The sequence below is a fragment of the Williamsia muralis NBRC 105860 genome, from assembly GCF_001598915.1.
Taxonomy (GTDB): Bacteria; Actinomycetota; Actinomycetes; order Mycobacteriales; family Mycobacteriaceae; genus Williamsia; species Williamsia muralis.
This window is the reverse complement of the sequence record NZ_BDAP01000001.1, coordinates 1,035,473-1,050,992: the sequence shown is the minus strand read 5'-3', so window position 1 is coordinate 1,050,992 and position 15,520 is coordinate 1,035,473. Positions and strand designations below refer to the sequence as shown.

Genomic DNA, 15,520 nt, shown 5'->3' with positions numbered 1-15,520 from the left:
GCAACGGCCGACGAACGGTCGGCAACAAGGCACATACAGGTTCGGCCAGTATCATCGTGAACGCGCCTGCCCGGCCGACATGTTTTTCGACGGGCCTGAGATACAGCCCGGTGCCCAGAAGTCCGAAGGAACATGAGTGAGCAGCGACGACGAGCTCCGGGGACGCACACCCGAGGAACGCCGCGATCTGATCCGCCGCCAGCTCGGCGCGCCGTCGGATGAGGTACTCCGTGAACCCCCCGCTCGAGAACTGCCCCGCGACGCCGCGGGCCGATTGACGGTCCAGGAACTCCTCAACCGGATGAATGCCGCCGGCTCGTCCGGACGCGCCGCACCACCCCCTTCGTCTCGAGCCGCATCCGACGGGCCGTCGCAGCCCCCGGCCGGCGAACCCCGATCCTCGCCGGACCGTTCCTCATCACCTCCGTCCGACGGACCGTCGGTTCCGCCGCCGCGCCCACGCCGCGTCCGCCCTGCCGATGCCCCCACCGAGACCATCAGCCGTGCGGTGGATCCGGGCCCGCCGTCCGATCCCAACCCACGCGGTAGCCGCACTCCGGCCGGTGGGCCGCCCTCGCCGCCTGTGAACCTGCCGGGCACGCCGAGCCATCCCTTCGCGCGCACCGATCCTCCGCAACGGGGCGACGACGACTCCCAGACCGAGGTCATCCCGGCCGCCAAGGACGACCCACCCGTCTACCTGTCCGCCGATCCCGAGCCGGAGCCGGACCCGTCGCACGACAGCGTGGCCGACCGCGTTCAGCCGGCGGTGGTTCCCGAATCCGGTGCGGGTACGGCCCGCGGCCGCAGACATGCCGCGGCGCCCAAAGGACGCGACCGAGCCGCGCTGACCAGGAATGCCCAGATGGGTGGGCGCGTCCTCCTCGCCCTCGCCTGCGTCATGACACTCCTGGGCACGGGCGCGGTGTGGGGCTACCAGAAGGTCAAAGACGGCAACTGGAACATCGTCGATGCCGTCAACCCGGACAACAGCGAGATCCGCGGCAAAGAACTGCAGACCGGCGACGAAACCTACCTGATCGTCGGCACCGACACCCGGTCGGGAAAGAACGGGCAGATCGGCGCCGGTACCACCGAAGACGCCGGCGGTGCCAGGTCGGACACGGTGATCCTCGTGAACATCCCGGCCGACCGCAGCCGCGTGGTCGCGGTGAGTTTCCCGCGGGACCTGCAGATCAACCGCCCCGAGTGCACAACCTGGGACAACGACAAAGGCGAATACACCGGCCAGATCGTGCCCGCCGAGACGGGCGCCAAGCTCAACACCGCCTATGGCGACGGCGGCCCCAAGTGCATCGTCGACACACTCACCGCGATCAGCGGCCTGAACATCAACCACTTCATCGCGATGGACTTCTCGGGTTTCGAGAAGGTCGTGAACAAGATCGGTGGTGTCGAGGTCTGCTCGCCGGTGCCGCTCAACGACTTCGAGCTGGGCCCCATCCTCACCAAGCCCGGTAAGCAGAAGATCCGCGGTAAAGCTGCCCTCAACTACGTACGCGCCCGCACCATCGACACCGAGGGCAACGGTGACTACGGGCGCATCAAACGCCAACAGCTGTTCCTCTCATCGCTGCTGCGCGGAGCGCTCTCCAGCAAGGTCTTGTCCAATCCCGCAACGCTCAACGGCATCGTCGACACCTTCATCCAGAACAGCTTCGTCGACCAGGTGAACACCGACGACCTGCTCCAATTGGCCCAGTCGATGCAGGGGCTCGACGCCGGCCGCGTCACCTTCCTCACCGTCCCCACCTCGGGCACGGCCGAAGACGGCTCGGGTAACGAGATCCCCCGCGATGCCGACATCCGCGCGATCTTCGACGCGATCATCAACGACGAACCGCTGCCCGGGGAGAAAGAAGAGAAACCGGCCGGAACAACAACCAGCACAACAACTTCTCCGACACCCTCGCGGCCGGCAGACGTCACCGTCAGCGCGCTCGATCCGTATTCGGTGAGCATGCGGGTGCTCAACGGCACCGGTACCGCCGGAGTCGCCACCGGCATCGCCGAGAGTCTGGCCAATCAGGGCTTCGGCGTCCAGGGTGTTGCCGACGCCTCCGAGAACCGCACCGACACCGTCGTCCGGTACGGCGAGGGGCAACAGGCTGCGGCGGCCACGGTTGCACAGTTGTTCCCCGGGGCGAGCATCCAGGCGGACAACACCGTGCAGTCGGGCATCGAGGTCATCGTCGGCAGCGACTACAGCGGCAACCTGGGGTCGCCGGCTCTCGCCGGGGGCCAGATCACCGTCGCCGAACTGCCTCGCGAGTCGGGAACAGACGAGTTGCCCAACGACCTCACGGTCACGAACGCTGCGGATACGACCTGCGCATGAGTCGGGCCGGCGGGGCCGACATCGAGCCTGTGCCACTCGTTCATTCGTAGTTCACCACCTGACCACCATTCCCACCGATCGTGGCAGTACCGTTGGCTCATGCGTAGTGCCTACATTGAGCAGATGGCCGAACTCAACGGAGTTCTGGGACAAATGTGTGCGTTGGCCGGGATTGCGATGGAGCGATCCACCCAAGCCCTGCTCCAAGCCGATCTCGCGGTCGCCGAGTCGGTGATCAGTGACCACGAGCAATTGACCCAGCTGTCGACGCAAGCCGAAGAACGGGCGTTCGCCCTCCTCGCGTTGCAGGCGCCGGTCGCCGGCGATCTCCGTTCGATCGTGAGTGGATTCCAGATCGTCGCCGACATCGACCGCATGGGTGCGCTTGCGCTGCACGTCGCCAAGGTCGCTCGCCGTCGCCACCCCGCCAAAGCGCTGCCCGAAGAGGTCAACGGCTACTTCGCCGAAATGGGCCGGCTCGCCATCACCATGGCGACCAACGCGCGTGAGGTCCTCAACAGCCAGAACCCCGAGGACGCGCTGAAGCTGCAGGACGACGACGACGCGATGGACGACCTCCACCGCCACCTGTTCACGGTGCTGATGGACCGCGAGTGGCGTCACGGCGTCGCTGCCGCAGTGGACGTCACCTTGCTCGGCCGGTACTACGAGCGCTTCTCCGACCACGCTGTGCTGATCGGACGTCGCGTGGTGTTCCAGGCGACGGGGCAGACCCCGGAGCAGTTCAGCGAGGTCTAGCGGCTCCTACCGGGGTGCGGTGCGCCGCACCTCGGAGATCCGGTCGGCCAGTTCTGCAGCCGTCCTGAACCGATCACTGTGCGGGGCAAGGCATTCCGACACCAGGTCACGTTCCGCCGGTGAAAGTGCCGGACTGATCCTGGGTTTGGTGGACTGAACCGTCCTGATCGCCACCAGCGGCTGCATGTCGGGCAGTTCACCGTAGAGGCCTTCACCGGTCAGCGTGCGGTGGATCGTTGCTCCCAGAGCCCAGATATCCGTTGCCCGCGAAGGTGTTTGGCCGACAAGGGTGTCGGGGTCGGCGTACTCGAGGGACGCGGACGACCCGATGCCGCTGACCGCGGTCGCCGCGGTGATCACCCGGGCCAGACCGAGATCGGACAGTACTCCGGCCGGTGATGCCGTGGTACCGGCGCGATCACCTCCGGCGATCAACACGTTCGCCGGTTTGATGTCGGAGTGGACCAACCCGGCCTCGTGCATGTCGTGTGCCCCCCTGGCCGCACACTCGAGCACGGCGAGCGCCTGGTCACGCTGCAGCGGCATCGATGGGGCAGCCATCGACCCACCCGGGAAGTAGTCCATCGCGTACATGAACAGGTCACCCAGTGCCGCTTCGTACAGATGCACCAGGTGCGGGGACCGTACGGCGGCGAAGCTGCGGAGTTCGCGCACACCGCGATGGAAGGCGTCCTCACCGCAGGGGTTCGAAAAGACTTTCAGCGCAACGTGTTCGACATCCAGCTGCAGTCGGGCCGGGGGCACCGCCAGATAACACGTACCGTGGCTGCCCGCACCGAGCGCCCGGACTGTCCGGTAATCGGCGATCGCCGGGGGCAGCCGACGTGCGTCGGTTCCCGATGTCGGGTCAACGAACATCGCTGATCCTCCCGTGCGGTGCCTCGAACAGCAACGAGCGACTTCCCACCCGCAGTTCGGATCCCGGATACAACACCGCTTCCTGGCCGCGGCGCAACGTGATCCAGCCAGGTGCGCGCGGCAACCGGACATACGTCCCGTTCACCGAGCCGGCATCCACCACCCGGACATCCCAATCCACCAGTCGCAGTTCACAATGCGCGCGCGACATCGACCCCGAGGTGTCGTTGATGCGAATGGGGTCCAGTGGTCCGATGCCCGCACTCGCGACACCACCCCTGGCTGCGACCATCGGCTCGGGGTCACGTCCGATCATCAGATCGCCGGCCACCACGTAGGTGGTGCCGTCGTCGATGACGAGTAGCCCCAGCGGCGGTCGCGGACCCTGCACCATCGCCCCCGTCATCCGGTTGATCCGAATACCGCATCGGGTACAGACCGGCGACCGCGGATCGTTGATGTGACCGTTCTGGCACAGCAGCCCCTGGATCTGCACCTGCTGTTCACGCGCCGATACCTTCGGATCAGATGCGCGCACAGGACGATTCGCGACATCGGTCGGCGCAGATGCCAGCGCGGCATCGGCCGGTCCGACAACGTCACGCGGCGGGACCAGTGTCGGCTCGGCGATTCCACGCCGAACCGAGGCAGCTCTGCGCCGGCCACCGACGATCGGCAACGGTGCCCGCCCGGCGGCGGTGTGGTTGTCGAAATCGTCCAGCCTCACCGAGAGTGCCGGTGGTAGCAAAGGCGTTTCGATTACCGCCATCGCGGTGTCGACGAGTTCGGGACTCACCACCACCGGGACACCCGTGGGCTCGTCGGCAGCCGACGGCATCGGCGTCGCTGCCGGTACGGCATATACGGCACTGTCGGTGGAAGGCGAGGCCGATGGCCACAACACCACGCCGGCACCGGGTGCCGCACCTTTTTCGAGCGAGAAGATCTCCGACGGGGCCAGACCGCCCGACCCGATCGGTCCACCGCCCAGCGGATCGTCCTCGTCGATGGTCAGGGCCACCGCGAACACACTGCTCGGATAGCTGCGCTGTACCAGGAAACCGGCGTCTGCTCCCCTGATGACCTCCGGGGTGGCGAACTCGGTGACGTAGACCCTCGCACTCGCGGCACCGTAGACGAAGACCTCCAGACCCCCGTGCCGGTCGGTGGAGACCACCGCGAAGTCCGGGCTGCTGTCCTCGTTGGCCAGCAACCACTTGGTCAGCGAGCGAAGCCGCGACCCGTCGACGCGGCCGGCCTGTTCGAGCGGTTCGGTGGCGAGATGCGCCAGATCTGTGAGCGTTGCGCTGCTCCGGATCGGATCGGCGTCGATGAGCAGGAGCGACGGTCCGCGGCGGAGCACGATGCCACGGCCAGGCAGCACACTCACCGGATGTTTTGCCGTCACGGGGACCATTCTGACAAGGAAACGGCCCCATGCGGAAACATGGGGCCGTTTTCTTCGGGTACCTGCGAGGATCAGCCGAAACGGCCGGAGATGTAGTCTTCCGTCGCCTTCTGCGTCGGGTTGGAGAACATCGTCTCGGTGTCACTGAGCTCGACCAGCTGTCCGGGCTGGCCGACGGCCGCCAGGTTGAAGAACGCGGTCTGGTCACTGACGCGGGCAGCCTGCTGCATGTTGTGCGTCACGATCACCACCGTGTAGTCCTTCTTGAGTTCGGTGATCAGGTCCTCGATGGCGAGCGTCGAGATGGGGTCGAGTGCCGAACACGGCTCGTCCATCAGGAGTACGTCAGGCGAGACCGCGATCGCACGCGCGATGCACAGACGCTGCTGCTGACCACCGGAGAGGCCACCGCCGGGCTTGTTCAGCCGGTCCTTGACCTCTTCCCAGAGGTTCGCTCCGCGCAGGCTGCGCTCGGCGGTCTCGTCGAGCACCTTCTTGTCGCGCACACCCTGCAGTCGCAGACCGGCCACCACGTTGTCCTTGATCGACATCGTCGGGAACGGGTTGGGGCGCTGGAACACCATGCCGATCGTGGAGCGGACCGACACCGGGTCGATGCCCTTGCCGTAGATGTCGTCGCCGTCGAGCAGCACCTTGCCCTCGACACGAGCACCGGGGGTCACCTCGTGCATGCGGTTGAGCGTGCGCAGCACGGTGGACTTACCGCAGCCGGAAGGGCCGATGAACGCCGTGACGCAGCGGGGCGGCACTTCCAGGCTCACGTCCTTGACGGCGTGAAAGGCGCTGTAGTAGATGTTCAGATCTTTGAGGTCGAGTCTTTTTGCCATTGCCTTATCTCATTTCGTCTTCGGCGCGAGCAGTTTAGAAGCCAGCGCCGCGAGTGCATTCGCCAGCGCGATCACGATGACCAGGGTCAGCGCTGCACCCCAGACGCGGTATTCCCCGGCGGGATTGGGGTTTGCCAATTGGTTGTAGATGAACAACGGCAGCGACGTCATGTTGTTCTGGAACGGGTCGTAGTTCACCGAAGCGGTGTAACCCACCAGGATCAGCACCGGGGCGGTCTCACCCATGATTCGCGCGGTGGCGAGGAACACTCCGGAGATGATTCCCGACATCGCCGTCGGGACAACAATTTTCACGATGGTCTTGGACTTGCTGATGCCCAGCGCGTACGAGGCCTCACGCAACTCGTCGGGGACGAGCTTGAGCATCTCCTCGGTGGAGCGAACAACCACCGGGAGCATCAGCAGCACAAGTGCCAGGCTGACCGCGAAGCCGCTCTGCGGCAGACCGAACGTGGTCACCCACACGGTGAAGATGAACAGCGCCGCGACGATCGACGGGACGCCGGCGAGGATGTCCACCATGAACGAGGTGGGCTTGACCAGCTTGCTGTTCGGATACTCCACCAACATGATCGCGGCCATGATGCCGATCGGGACGGCGATCACGGCGGCGATCAATGCCGTGAGGATCGTGCCCAGGATCGCGTGTCCGACACCGCCGGAGAAGCTCGTCGGCCCGATCAGGAACTGGTCACCCGACCACCACTCCGGCTTGATGATCGCTTCGAAACCCTTGCTGATGACGGTGAAGAGCACCATCACCAGGGGAATCATCGCGATCAGGAAGCACAGGGTGAAAACAATTGTGGCCGACTGGTTCTTGAGGCGCCGGGCGGGCGAGACCGGCTTGTACAGATTGCCGGCCTTGACCGGGCTGCTGCCATCGATGGTTGAGGTGCTCATCCGTTTACCTTTCCGCCGGAGAGAACCCGGGCGATGGCATTGACCACGAAGGTCAGCAAGAACAGCACCAAACCTGCGGCGATGTACGCGCCGGTCGGCAGGGGCTGGTTGAACTCGCCTGCGCCAGAGGCGATCTTGGAGGCGAATGTGTATCCACCATCGAAGAGGCTGAACCCGGACGTCGATGTCGCGGCCCGCAGGATGATGAGGACGGCAACCGTCTCACCGAGTGCGCGACCGAGCGCGAGCATCGACGCCGCGATCATTCCACTACGTGCGTAGGGGAATGAGGTCATCCGCAGCATCTCCCACTTCGTCGCGCCCAGTGCCAGGGCCGCTTCCTTGTGCAGCACAGGTGTCTGCTGCAGCACCTCACGCGAGATCGACGTGATGATCGGAAGGATCATGATCGCCAGCACGATTCCCGCGGTGAAGATCGTTCCACTCGAGACGTTGCCGTCGGCGAAGAGGAAGAACCATCCGAGGTTGCTGTTGAGGAAGTCGGCGACCGGCTGGAGCTTGGGTCCGAGAACCGCCATGCCCCACAGGCCGAAGATGATCGACGGCACTGCGGCAAGCAGGTCGACGACGGCGCCGAGCGGCCGGGACAACGGCGCCGGTGAATACGACACGAGGAATGTCGCGATACCGATCGCGATGGGCACCGCCAACGCCAGCGCGAACACCGAGCTCAGAACCGTGACCTTGAGCAGGTCGAGGATTCCGAACCGGAGGTTCAGGGCGTTGGTGGTGTCCCACACCGAACTCGTCAAGAAGTTGACGTTGTCCACTCTCAATGAGGGGATGGCCTCGAAGAGTAGGTTCAGTGCGATCAACAGGATCACCAGGCAGACAAAGCCACCGGCCGTCAAAGCCAGCACCTTGAACGCCTGATCGTAGAAACGACTCCGATTTTGTCGGGAGTTCGACTTCAGATCCGATTGACTGTCCGAAGGCTCGGGAGCTGATGCGCTTGGGCTCACCGCGCCTACTTTGTCAGATTGCCCGACCGCGTCATGCACCGTCATCGCTTTCCTGCCCTAACTTATGAGAGAGATCAGTCACTGAATGGAATCGATGGCTGTGTTCAGTTGAGTGCTGAAGCCCTCGGGGATCGGGATGTATCCCTCGGCCTCGAGTGAGCTCTGCACGTCGGTGCTCGCAGCGACCTTGAGGAACGACTTGACGGCCTGGCCGGTGGCATCGTCCGAGTAGTTGCTGCAGACGATTTCGTAGGTGGCCAGCACGATCGGGTAGGCACCTGCAACGGACGGCTTGTAGAAGCTCGAGGTGTCGAGGACCAGGTTGTTCGAGCCCGGGTTCTTCAGCGTTGCACCGTCGATGGTCTTGCCCACGGTCTCGACCGAGAGCGGCACGGCCTCAGGACCGGCCGAGGTGATGATGTTGGCGATGCTCAGGCCCTGGTTGGTGGCGTAGGACCACTCGTTGTAGGTGATCGATCCGGGCGAGTTCTTGATAGCGGCCGAGGTGCCCTCGTTGCCCTTCGCGCCCTCACCGACACCGCCGGCGAACGACTTGCCCGCACCCTGGGTCCAGGTGCCATCCGATGCGGCTTCCAGGTACTTCTGGAAGTTGTCGGTGGTGCCGGACTCATCCGAGCGGAAGATCACGATGATGTCCTGGTCGGGCAGGGACACGCCGGAGTTCTCGGCGGCGATGGCCGGATCGTTCCACTTCTTGATGGTGCCGTTGAAGATCTTGCCGAGGGTGGGGCCCGACAGGTTGACCGCGTCGACGCCGTCGAGGTTGTAGGTGACGGCGATGGGGCCGAAGACCAGGGGAAGGTTCCATGCCTCGGACCCGCAGGTGGTCGCCGCGGCGGTGACTTCGTCTTCCTTCAGCGGCGAGTCGCTGCCACCGAAGTTGGTGAGGCCGCCGGTGAACTCTTTGACGCCGGCGCCGGAGCCGTTGGAGTTGTAGTCGATGGTCTTGCCCTCGCACGTGGTGGCGTAGGAGTTGGCGAACAGGGTCATGGCGTTGGCCTGTGCACTCGATCCACTGGCCTTCAGATTCGCCTGGCCTTCACATGTGACGCCTTCGACCTTCTTGGCCGTGTCGGAGTCTGACGCGGAGTTTCCACACGCCGAGATCAGCAGCGTTGAGGCAGCAAACACGCCCAGGATTGCTCCACTGTTTTTCAAGTTCACCTGAAGAAGTCCTTCGATTCGTGCATCGGCAGTCTGCTCGACACAGGTCGCAATGATTCACAGGCAGCCACGACGCCGTAGCGCATCGCGTCCTGCTGCGGTTTGGAAGCTACAGAGCGAGAGTGAAGCGATACCCCTGGAGAGGTGAACGAGAGGTGAACAGCCATGGTGACGAATCGGACATTGCCCCGGGCCGACGCCCAGGTCGGCACTCAGCCGTATGCGACGTCGATCGCGAACTGGGTGAACCCCAGTTTGGCGTAGGTGTTGAGCGCAGCCTTGTTGTCGCCCTCGACGTAGAGTTCGACCTCCGCGAGTCCGCGCTGCTGGAGATGGTGCAGGCCGGCCAGGGTGAGCAATCGTCCCAGACCTCGTCCCTGGGCGGTGGCGTCGACGCCGACGATGTACACCTCTCCCAGTGCGGGGGTGTCACCCTCGGCAGGGTGCACCTTTGTCCAGTGGAAGCCCAGCAAGGTGTGAGGATCGGACGCATCGAACACGAGGAACAACCCCGCGGGGTCAAACCAGTCGGCGCCCGTTCGCGCGGTGATCTCGTCGGTGCTCCAACCGCCCTGCTCCGGATGCCACTCGAAGGCCACGTTGTTGACCCTCAAGATCTCCGCGTCGTCCGAGGGCCCCGCGTACGTTCGCAGAACAAGGTCGTCGGGCACGGTGAGCGACGGGAGTTCGGCCCCGGCCAGAGGCCGTCGCAACTGCAGCAGCTCGCGCCGGGCAGTGAGTCCCAGTGAAGCCGCGAGCGCCTGCGCGGCGGGCAGATTCCCATGCGCCCACACCCGACGGTTGTCGGGCACGTGCTCGAGAGTTGTTGTCAGCAGCCGTTTCCCGTGACCGCGGCGGCGGTGTTCGGGGTGCACCGCCAGCTCGATCATCGCCGGTTCGCCCTCTCGGGCAGGGGTGACGTTCGCATACCCGACGACGGTGTCGCCGGATGAGACGGTGAACTCCTTGACACCCTCGCGGCCGATGACGGCCACCGCCTGCTCGCCCAACGGCGCGACACCGTCAGCGCGGGCGGCGGCAGTCAAGAGGTCGTGGACAGGCCCGACGTCAGCCACCATTGGCGCTCGAACTCAGTTCCGGGTCCGGGAACTCGACCTCGTCCGATCCACCCAGATCGTCGAGATCTCCGTTGTCGGTGGAGGTCTCGCCGCCACCGCGACCGCCCCGGCTGGGACGCACCGCCTTGTAGCCCACGTTTCGGACGGTACCGATCAACGACTCGTACTCGCTGCCGAGTTTGGCGCGGAGACGACGGACGTGCACGTCGACCGTGCGGGTGCCGCCGAAGAAGTCGTATCCCCACACCTCTTGAAGCAGCTGAGCTCGGGTGAATACGCGACCGGCGTTCTGCGCGAGGTACTTCAGGAGTTCGAACTCCTTGTAGGTCAGGTCGAGCGGGCGCCCACGTAGCCGTGCCGTGTAGGTGCCCTCGTCGATCACCAGGTCACCGAGGGTGACCTTTCCACTGGCCTCCTCGGCGGTGACGCCTCGGGTGCGCACGACCAGAAGGCGCAGGCGCGCATCGAGTTCGGCCGGACCGGTATCGGGCAGCAGGAAGTCGTCGAGGCCCCATTCGGAGTTGACGGCCACCAGGCCGCCCTCGGTCAGCACCGCGACCACAGGGACCGATGAACCCGTACTCCCCAGCAGTCGGCACAGGCCGCGCGCGGCGGCAAGGTCAGAACGCGCATCAACGATGGCTACATCTGCGTTTCCGGCTTCCATCAATGAGGACACCTCGGTGGGCGCCACTCGAACGGTATGAGCCAGCAGTGACAACGACGGCAATACAGACTCAGGGGTGGGATCGGCTGTCAGTAACAAGAGATCCACAAACCACTCCGATCTCGATTATTCGTATATGTACGCTGCCTTACCAACGTGTGCGAGATAGATGACAGAATAGCGTCATATCGGTCGTTACCCGTTAACAAGTCCCCAGCGGGAGTCTCCACCGGCGGTCGCCGGCCGCGTCGCCGGATGGACTGAGTCCATTACAGAGGGGAATCGTTGCGCAAGCTGGCAGTCGGTGTGCTCATCACCCTCTTGGTCGCCACGATCGCCGATTTCGCATCCGCGGCCTACGCAGAGTACCGCTATTCCACCGCGTTGCGGGAGGCTTCCGACCTCGAGTTCGACCCCGAGATCACCATCTCCGGTTTTCCCTTCGTCGACCAGGCCGCCGGCGACTCGTACGACCAGATCGGTATCACTGCGCGGGGCGCTGACCTGGGCGATGGGCGCCGGGGCGACCTGCGGTCGAAGCTGTCCGACGTGCGCCGAGCAGACGGCGAATGGGTCATCGGACAGAACACCGAACTGACTGCGGACAAGGCCACCGCGTCCCTCAAGATCGACTCGGTCAACCTCGGCCGGTTCCTCGGCATCATCGACCTCACCGTCACCACGCCGGCGCCCGAAGACAAGGCCGGCGGTGGTGGTCCGGGCGACGGGATCCTCTCGACCAGCACCGGCGTCATCTTGACCGGGACGGTCAATGTGAGCGATCCGCGTAATTCCGGTCACAGTTCCGCGCAACGCCGCGAAAAGGTGAGCGTCGCGGTTGATCTGTCCGTACGTGGAGGTGCTCTTCACATCGATGCCCGCAACCTCTACTCCGGTCCCGCCGAGCACGTGGAGTCCGACGTTCCGTCCGGGGCCGAGCCGATGGTGCTCGCCCAGTTCACCAAGACGCTTCCGGTACTGCCGCTTCCGTGGTCGATGCCGGCGGTGAAGGCGGCCTCACAGGGCAGCGATGTGGTGCTCGAGGCCGAGCCCGCGCCGTTGGCCGCAACCGCCCAGGACTTCTGGCAAGGGCCATCTCGGAGTGGTCGCACGCTGCGGTAAGCTGTCGGCCATGCAACTGGGCTGTGAGTTGATGCTCACCCGCCGTCGGGCGATCGACTTCTGTCGTATCGCCAATTGTTGCTGTCTGAGCCGGTAACCGGCGGGCCGTTCCGAGATCTTCCGCGTCCCGCACGTCCGGCGTGCCCCTGGTTCGCGTTCTTCGCTCCAGCGATTCATCACGCCCCCAGCACCACCCCCAAGCTTCATCCTCTGAGCACCACCACAGTTGTATCTACTGCGGATCGCTTCTCGATGCCGCATCCACCACGAAAGGAAAACCATGGCTCGCTCCGACGTCCTGGTCAGCGCCGACTGGGCTGAGCAGAACCTGAAAGCAGACAAGACCGTCTTCATCGAGGTCGACGAGGACACCACCGCTTACGAAGGCGGACACATCGAAGGCGCCATCCGCCTCGACTGGCGCAAAGACCTGCAGGACGGCGTTCGCCGCGACTTCCTGAACCAGGAGCAGTTCTCGGAGTTGTTGTCGGCCAAGGGCGTCTCCAACGACGACACCGTTGTTCTCTACGGCGGCAACAACAACTGGTTCGCTGCCTACGCCTACTGGTACTTCAAGCTCTACGGCCACAAGGACGTCAAGCTCATCGACGGCGGCCGCAAGAAGTGGGAGCTCGACGGCCGTCCGCTGTCGACCGACGAGGTGACCCGCCCGGCCACCACGTACACCGCATCCGCGCCGGACACGAGCATCCGCGCATTCCGCGACGAGGTCATCAACGCCATCGGCAGCAAGAACCTGGTCGACGTGCGCAGCCCCGACGAGTTCTCGGGCAAGATCCTCGCTCCCGCTCACCTGCCGCAGGAGCAGGCCCAGCAGCGTGGCCATGTCCCGGGCGCGATCAACATCCCGTGGAGCACCACCGCCAACGAGGACGGCACCTTCAAGGCGGACGATGACCTCGAAAAGCTGTACGCCGAAAAGGGTTTCGACGACAGCAAAGAGACCATCGCCTACTGCCGCATCGGTGAGCGCTCGAGCCACACCTGGTTCGTGCTCGATCAGCTCCTCGGCAAGAAGAACGTCAAGAACTACGACGGCAGCTGGGTCGAATACGGCTCACTCGTCGGCGCCCCGATCGAACTGGGAGAGAGCAAGTAATCATGTGTGCTGCGCCTAAACAGGGACAGAAGATGCCCGCCGGTGTCGATACCGAAAAAGAAACAGTGTTGACAGGTCAGGTCGTCGACACCGACGGCAACCCCGTTGCCGGCGCGTTCGTCCGCCTCCTCGACAACACCGGCGAGTTCACCGCAGAGGTGGTCGCCAGCGGTACCGGTGACTTCCGGTTCTTCGCCGCTCCCGGCACGTGGTCGTTGCGTGCGCTCTCGTCCATCGGCAACGGTGATGCCACCGTGAGCCCGGAGGGCCCCGGCGTGCACGAGCAGAACGTGACCGTCAGCAAGTAGAAGGTCGGATCCGACGAGCCCGGCCCGCCTCTCGAGGCGGGCCGGGCTTCTTTCTCGACTGCCGTGTGCCTCCGTGCACACAACTCGCGCGACCGTGGCCGGATGTGACCGTACTGACCGATCTGTGTGCACTCACGCACGCGGCCAGATTGAGGGAATCCCCACACGCACCCGCCCATCATCGCGAGCTAGAATGCTCTGGTGGTCATATTCTTCGAAGCGTTGCTGGTGCTGGCAACCATCCTGATTTCCTGGTTTGGCCTGTACGTCCTCTACCGGCTGGTCACTGACGAATCGTGACCCGTTCGGGCGACGAAGCGATCAATCAGGCGGCGATCCGCGCGCAGGAAACCGCAGCGCGTAACGTCCCGTCACTGCCCGATCTGCCGCTGCCGGACGACACGGCCAACCTGCGTCAGGGCCCTGACCTGCATCCCGGGCTGTTGGCGCTCCTACCCATGGTCGGTGTGTGGCGCGGCGAAGGGGAAGGCTACGACCCCGAGAACGGTGACCACCACTTCGGCCAGCAGGTCGTCATCAGCCACGACGGCGGCAACTACCTTGTCTGGCAATCGCGCACCTGGGTCATCGACGCGGACGCCAACTACGTCGGCCCTGGCGAGCGCGAGGCCGGGTTCTGGCGAATCGGCGAAGACGACGTCATCGAACTCCTCCTCACCCATGCCGAGGGCTGGGTGGAACTGTTCTACGGCAAGCCGCTCAATCAGACATCGTGGGAATTGGCCACCGACGTCGTGATCAAAGCTGCGTCGGGCCCTCGTGCCGGAGGCGCCAAACGTCTGTACGGCCTCGTCGAGGACGGCGATCTCGCCTACGTCGAGGAACGGGTCGACGCGGACGGCGACCTCGTTCCCCGCGCATCGGCCAAACTGCGCCGCTACGCCGGCTAGATGCCGACGTTCGCCGCCCGATAGCCGTTCGCCAGCTCATCCGACAGCGACGCACGCTGAGGACGCCAGCCGAGATCTCTCGCGCGCAGGCCCGAGCCCACCCGCTGATCGAGCAACAGGGCATCGGCGAAGTCCCCACCGAGCCGTGCCCGGGTCTCGTCGACCGTTGCCGCAACAAGTCGAGCATGTGGGTGCGCCGCAGCAGCCAGGTCACCAACTGTGGCCGTGTGACTCACACCGATCACTCGGCCACCCGGATTGGTCTGTAACGCAAGCACATAGAGCGCGGCAAGGTCGCGCACGTGCACCAGACCCCAGTGTTGCGTGCCATCACCGATCAGGCTCAGACCATCTGTTCCAGCGGCGGCCGGCGCATCGACGAGCAGGTTGGCGATGCCACCACCCTCACCATGGACGACGCCGGGGGCAATGACCGTCGCGGCGACGGACGAGTCGAGAAGACGGTCTTCCCGCTCCACCCGCCAGGCCACGATCGCCGGCGGATCCAACGGTGAATCCTCTGTGATGTCGGGGTGCGACCCCCACAGCCAGATACCGCTGGTGTGGACATACGGTTTGGCTGTTCCCGAGAACTCCTCGATCACGGCGTCGACGACAGCGGAGTCCACGTCGGCACTGGTCGCATCACCCGGGCTCGCCGCGTGAACGGCTCCATCCGCCTGGGCCAACACACGGCGCAACGCTCCCCTGTCGGTCAGGTCCATCACGACGGGCTCGGCACCTTTGGCCCGTACGGTGTCAGCGGCTGCGTCCGATCGCACCACAGCAGCCACCGTCGTGCCACCCTCGATGAGCGCGTCGAGGACAGCGCCTCCGATATAGCCGGTCGCTCCGGTCAAGGCGATGTTCATGGTCGTCCTTTCATCAGTTTATGACTGTGAGCAGGACGGTATCTGCTGGAAACTGATGACTTCAACGTGCTTAACTTACCCCGTGGAAAGCATCCA

At 64.7% G+C, this 15,520-nt stretch carries 15 protein-coding genes; 6 read left to right on the top strand and 9 right to left on the bottom strand.

What is annotated here, in order from left to right:
- The first annotated feature begins 136 nt into the window (after positions 1–136).
- Together WIMU1_RS05070 and phoU are read left to right on the top strand one after the other, a co-directional pair.
- Complete coding sequence (locus WIMU1_RS05070; protein WP_062795355.1) at positions 137–2,359, top strand: LCP family glycopolymer transferase; 2,223 nt, start codon at positions 137–139, stop codon at positions 2,357–2,359.
- A gap of 99 nt (positions 2,360–2,458) precedes the next feature.
- The gene (phoU, locus tag WIMU1_RS05065; RefSeq protein ID WP_062795354.1) at positions 2,459–3,118 is read left to right on the top strand and encodes a phosphate signaling complex protein PhoU; all 660 of its coding nucleotides are present in this window, start codon (positions 2,459–2,461) and stop codon (positions 3,116–3,118) included.
- A 6-nt stretch (positions 3,119–3,124) separates the two neighbouring features.
- Here phoU and WIMU1_RS05060 read toward each other — a convergent pair whose 3' ends face one another.
- The 8 genes from WIMU1_RS05060 to WIMU1_RS05025 all read right to left on the bottom strand — a co-directional run bounded on the left by WIMU1_RS05060 (position 3,125) and on the right by WIMU1_RS05025 (position 11,199).
- Positions 3,125–3,997 carry a protein kinase domain-containing protein gene (locus WIMU1_RS05060; RefSeq protein WP_062795353.1) on the bottom strand — a complete coding sequence of 291 codons (873 nt, stop codon included), beginning with the start codon at positions 3,995–3,997 and terminating at the stop codon, positions 3,125–3,127.
- Positions 3,987–5,405, bottom strand: a complete 1,419-nt coding sequence (locus WIMU1_RS05055; RefSeq protein WP_158599285.1) for an FHA domain-containing protein — start codon at positions 5,403–5,405, stop codon at positions 3,987–3,989. Before WIMU1_RS05055 ends, WIMU1_RS05060 begins: the two co-directional genes overlap by 11 nt.
- Positions 5,406–5,476: 71 nt before the next feature.
- Positions 5,477–6,253: a phosphate ABC transporter ATP-binding protein PstB gene (pstB, locus tag WIMU1_RS05050; protein WP_023957280.1), complete on the bottom strand. Its 777-nt coding sequence runs from the start codon at positions 6,251–6,253 to the stop codon at positions 5,477–5,479.
- Positions 6,254–6,262: 9 nt separating this feature from the next.
- Positions 6,263–7,177, bottom strand: coding sequence for a phosphate ABC transporter permease PstA (gene pstA / locus WIMU1_RS05045; protein ID WP_062795351.1), 915 nt, complete (start codon positions 7,175–7,177; stop codon positions 6,263–6,265).
- Positions 7,174–8,205, bottom strand: a complete 1,032-nt coding sequence (gene pstC, locus WIMU1_RS05040; RefSeq protein WP_084247995.1) for a phosphate ABC transporter permease subunit PstC — start codon at positions 8,203–8,205, stop codon at positions 7,174–7,176. Before pstC ends, pstA begins: the two co-directional genes overlap by 4 nt.
- Before the next feature lie 33 nt (positions 8,206–8,238).
- Positions 8,239–9,345 carry a phosphate ABC transporter substrate-binding protein PstS gene (pstS, locus tag WIMU1_RS05035; protein WP_062795350.1) on the bottom strand — a complete coding sequence of 369 codons (1,107 nt, stop codon included), beginning with the start codon at positions 9,343–9,345 and terminating at the stop codon, positions 8,239–8,241.
- A gap of 212 nt (positions 9,346–9,557) precedes the next feature.
- Entirely contained in the window at positions 9,558–10,424 is an 867-nt protein-coding gene (gene mshD, locus WIMU1_RS05030; RefSeq protein WP_062795349.1) for a mycothiol synthase, read from the bottom strand.
- Complete coding sequence (locus WIMU1_RS05025; RefSeq protein ID WP_023957288.1) at positions 10,414–11,199, bottom strand: winged helix-turn-helix transcriptional regulator; 786 nt, start codon at positions 11,197–11,199, stop codon at positions 10,414–10,416. The genes mshD and WIMU1_RS05025 overlap by 11 nt, the downstream gene beginning before the upstream one ends.
- A 177-nt stretch (positions 11,200–11,376) precedes the next feature.
- On the opposite strand from WIMU1_RS05025, the gene WIMU1_RS05020 reads away from it, so the two are divergent.
- The 4 genes from WIMU1_RS05020 to WIMU1_RS05005 all read left to right on the top strand — a co-directional run bounded on the left by WIMU1_RS05020 (position 11,377) and on the right by WIMU1_RS05005 (position 14,552).
- A complete protein-coding gene (locus WIMU1_RS05020) occupies positions 11,377–12,213 on the top strand; it encodes an LmeA family phospholipid-binding protein (protein ID WP_062795348.1) in 837 nt (278 codons plus the stop codon).
- Positions 12,214–12,493: 280 nt separating this feature from the next.
- Positions 12,494–13,333: a sulfurtransferase gene (locus tag WIMU1_RS05015; RefSeq protein ID WP_023957290.1), complete on the top strand. Its 840-nt coding sequence runs from the start codon at positions 12,494–12,496 to the stop codon at positions 13,331–13,333.
- Between the two features lie 2 nt (positions 13,334–13,335).
- Positions 13,336–13,641, top strand: a complete 306-nt coding sequence (locus WIMU1_RS05010) for a DUF1416 domain-containing protein (protein WP_023957291.1) — start codon at positions 13,336–13,338, stop codon at positions 13,639–13,641.
- Positions 13,642–13,937: 296 nt separating this feature from the next.
- Positions 13,938–14,552 carry a heme-binding beta-barrel domain-containing protein gene (locus WIMU1_RS05005; protein ID WP_062795347.1) on the top strand — a complete coding sequence of 205 codons (615 nt, stop codon included), beginning with the start codon at positions 13,938–13,940 and terminating at the stop codon, positions 14,550–14,552.
- Here the strand turns inward: WIMU1_RS05005 and WIMU1_RS05000 are convergent.
- Positions 14,549–15,424 (bottom strand): NAD-dependent epimerase/dehydratase family protein, encoded by an 876-nt coding sequence (locus WIMU1_RS05000; protein WP_062795346.1) that lies wholly within the window; start codon positions 15,422–15,424, stop codon positions 14,549–14,551. The two genes, WIMU1_RS05005 and WIMU1_RS05000, sit on opposite strands and share 4 nt — an antisense overlap.
- Between the last annotated feature and the right edge of the window lie 96 nt (positions 15,425–15,520).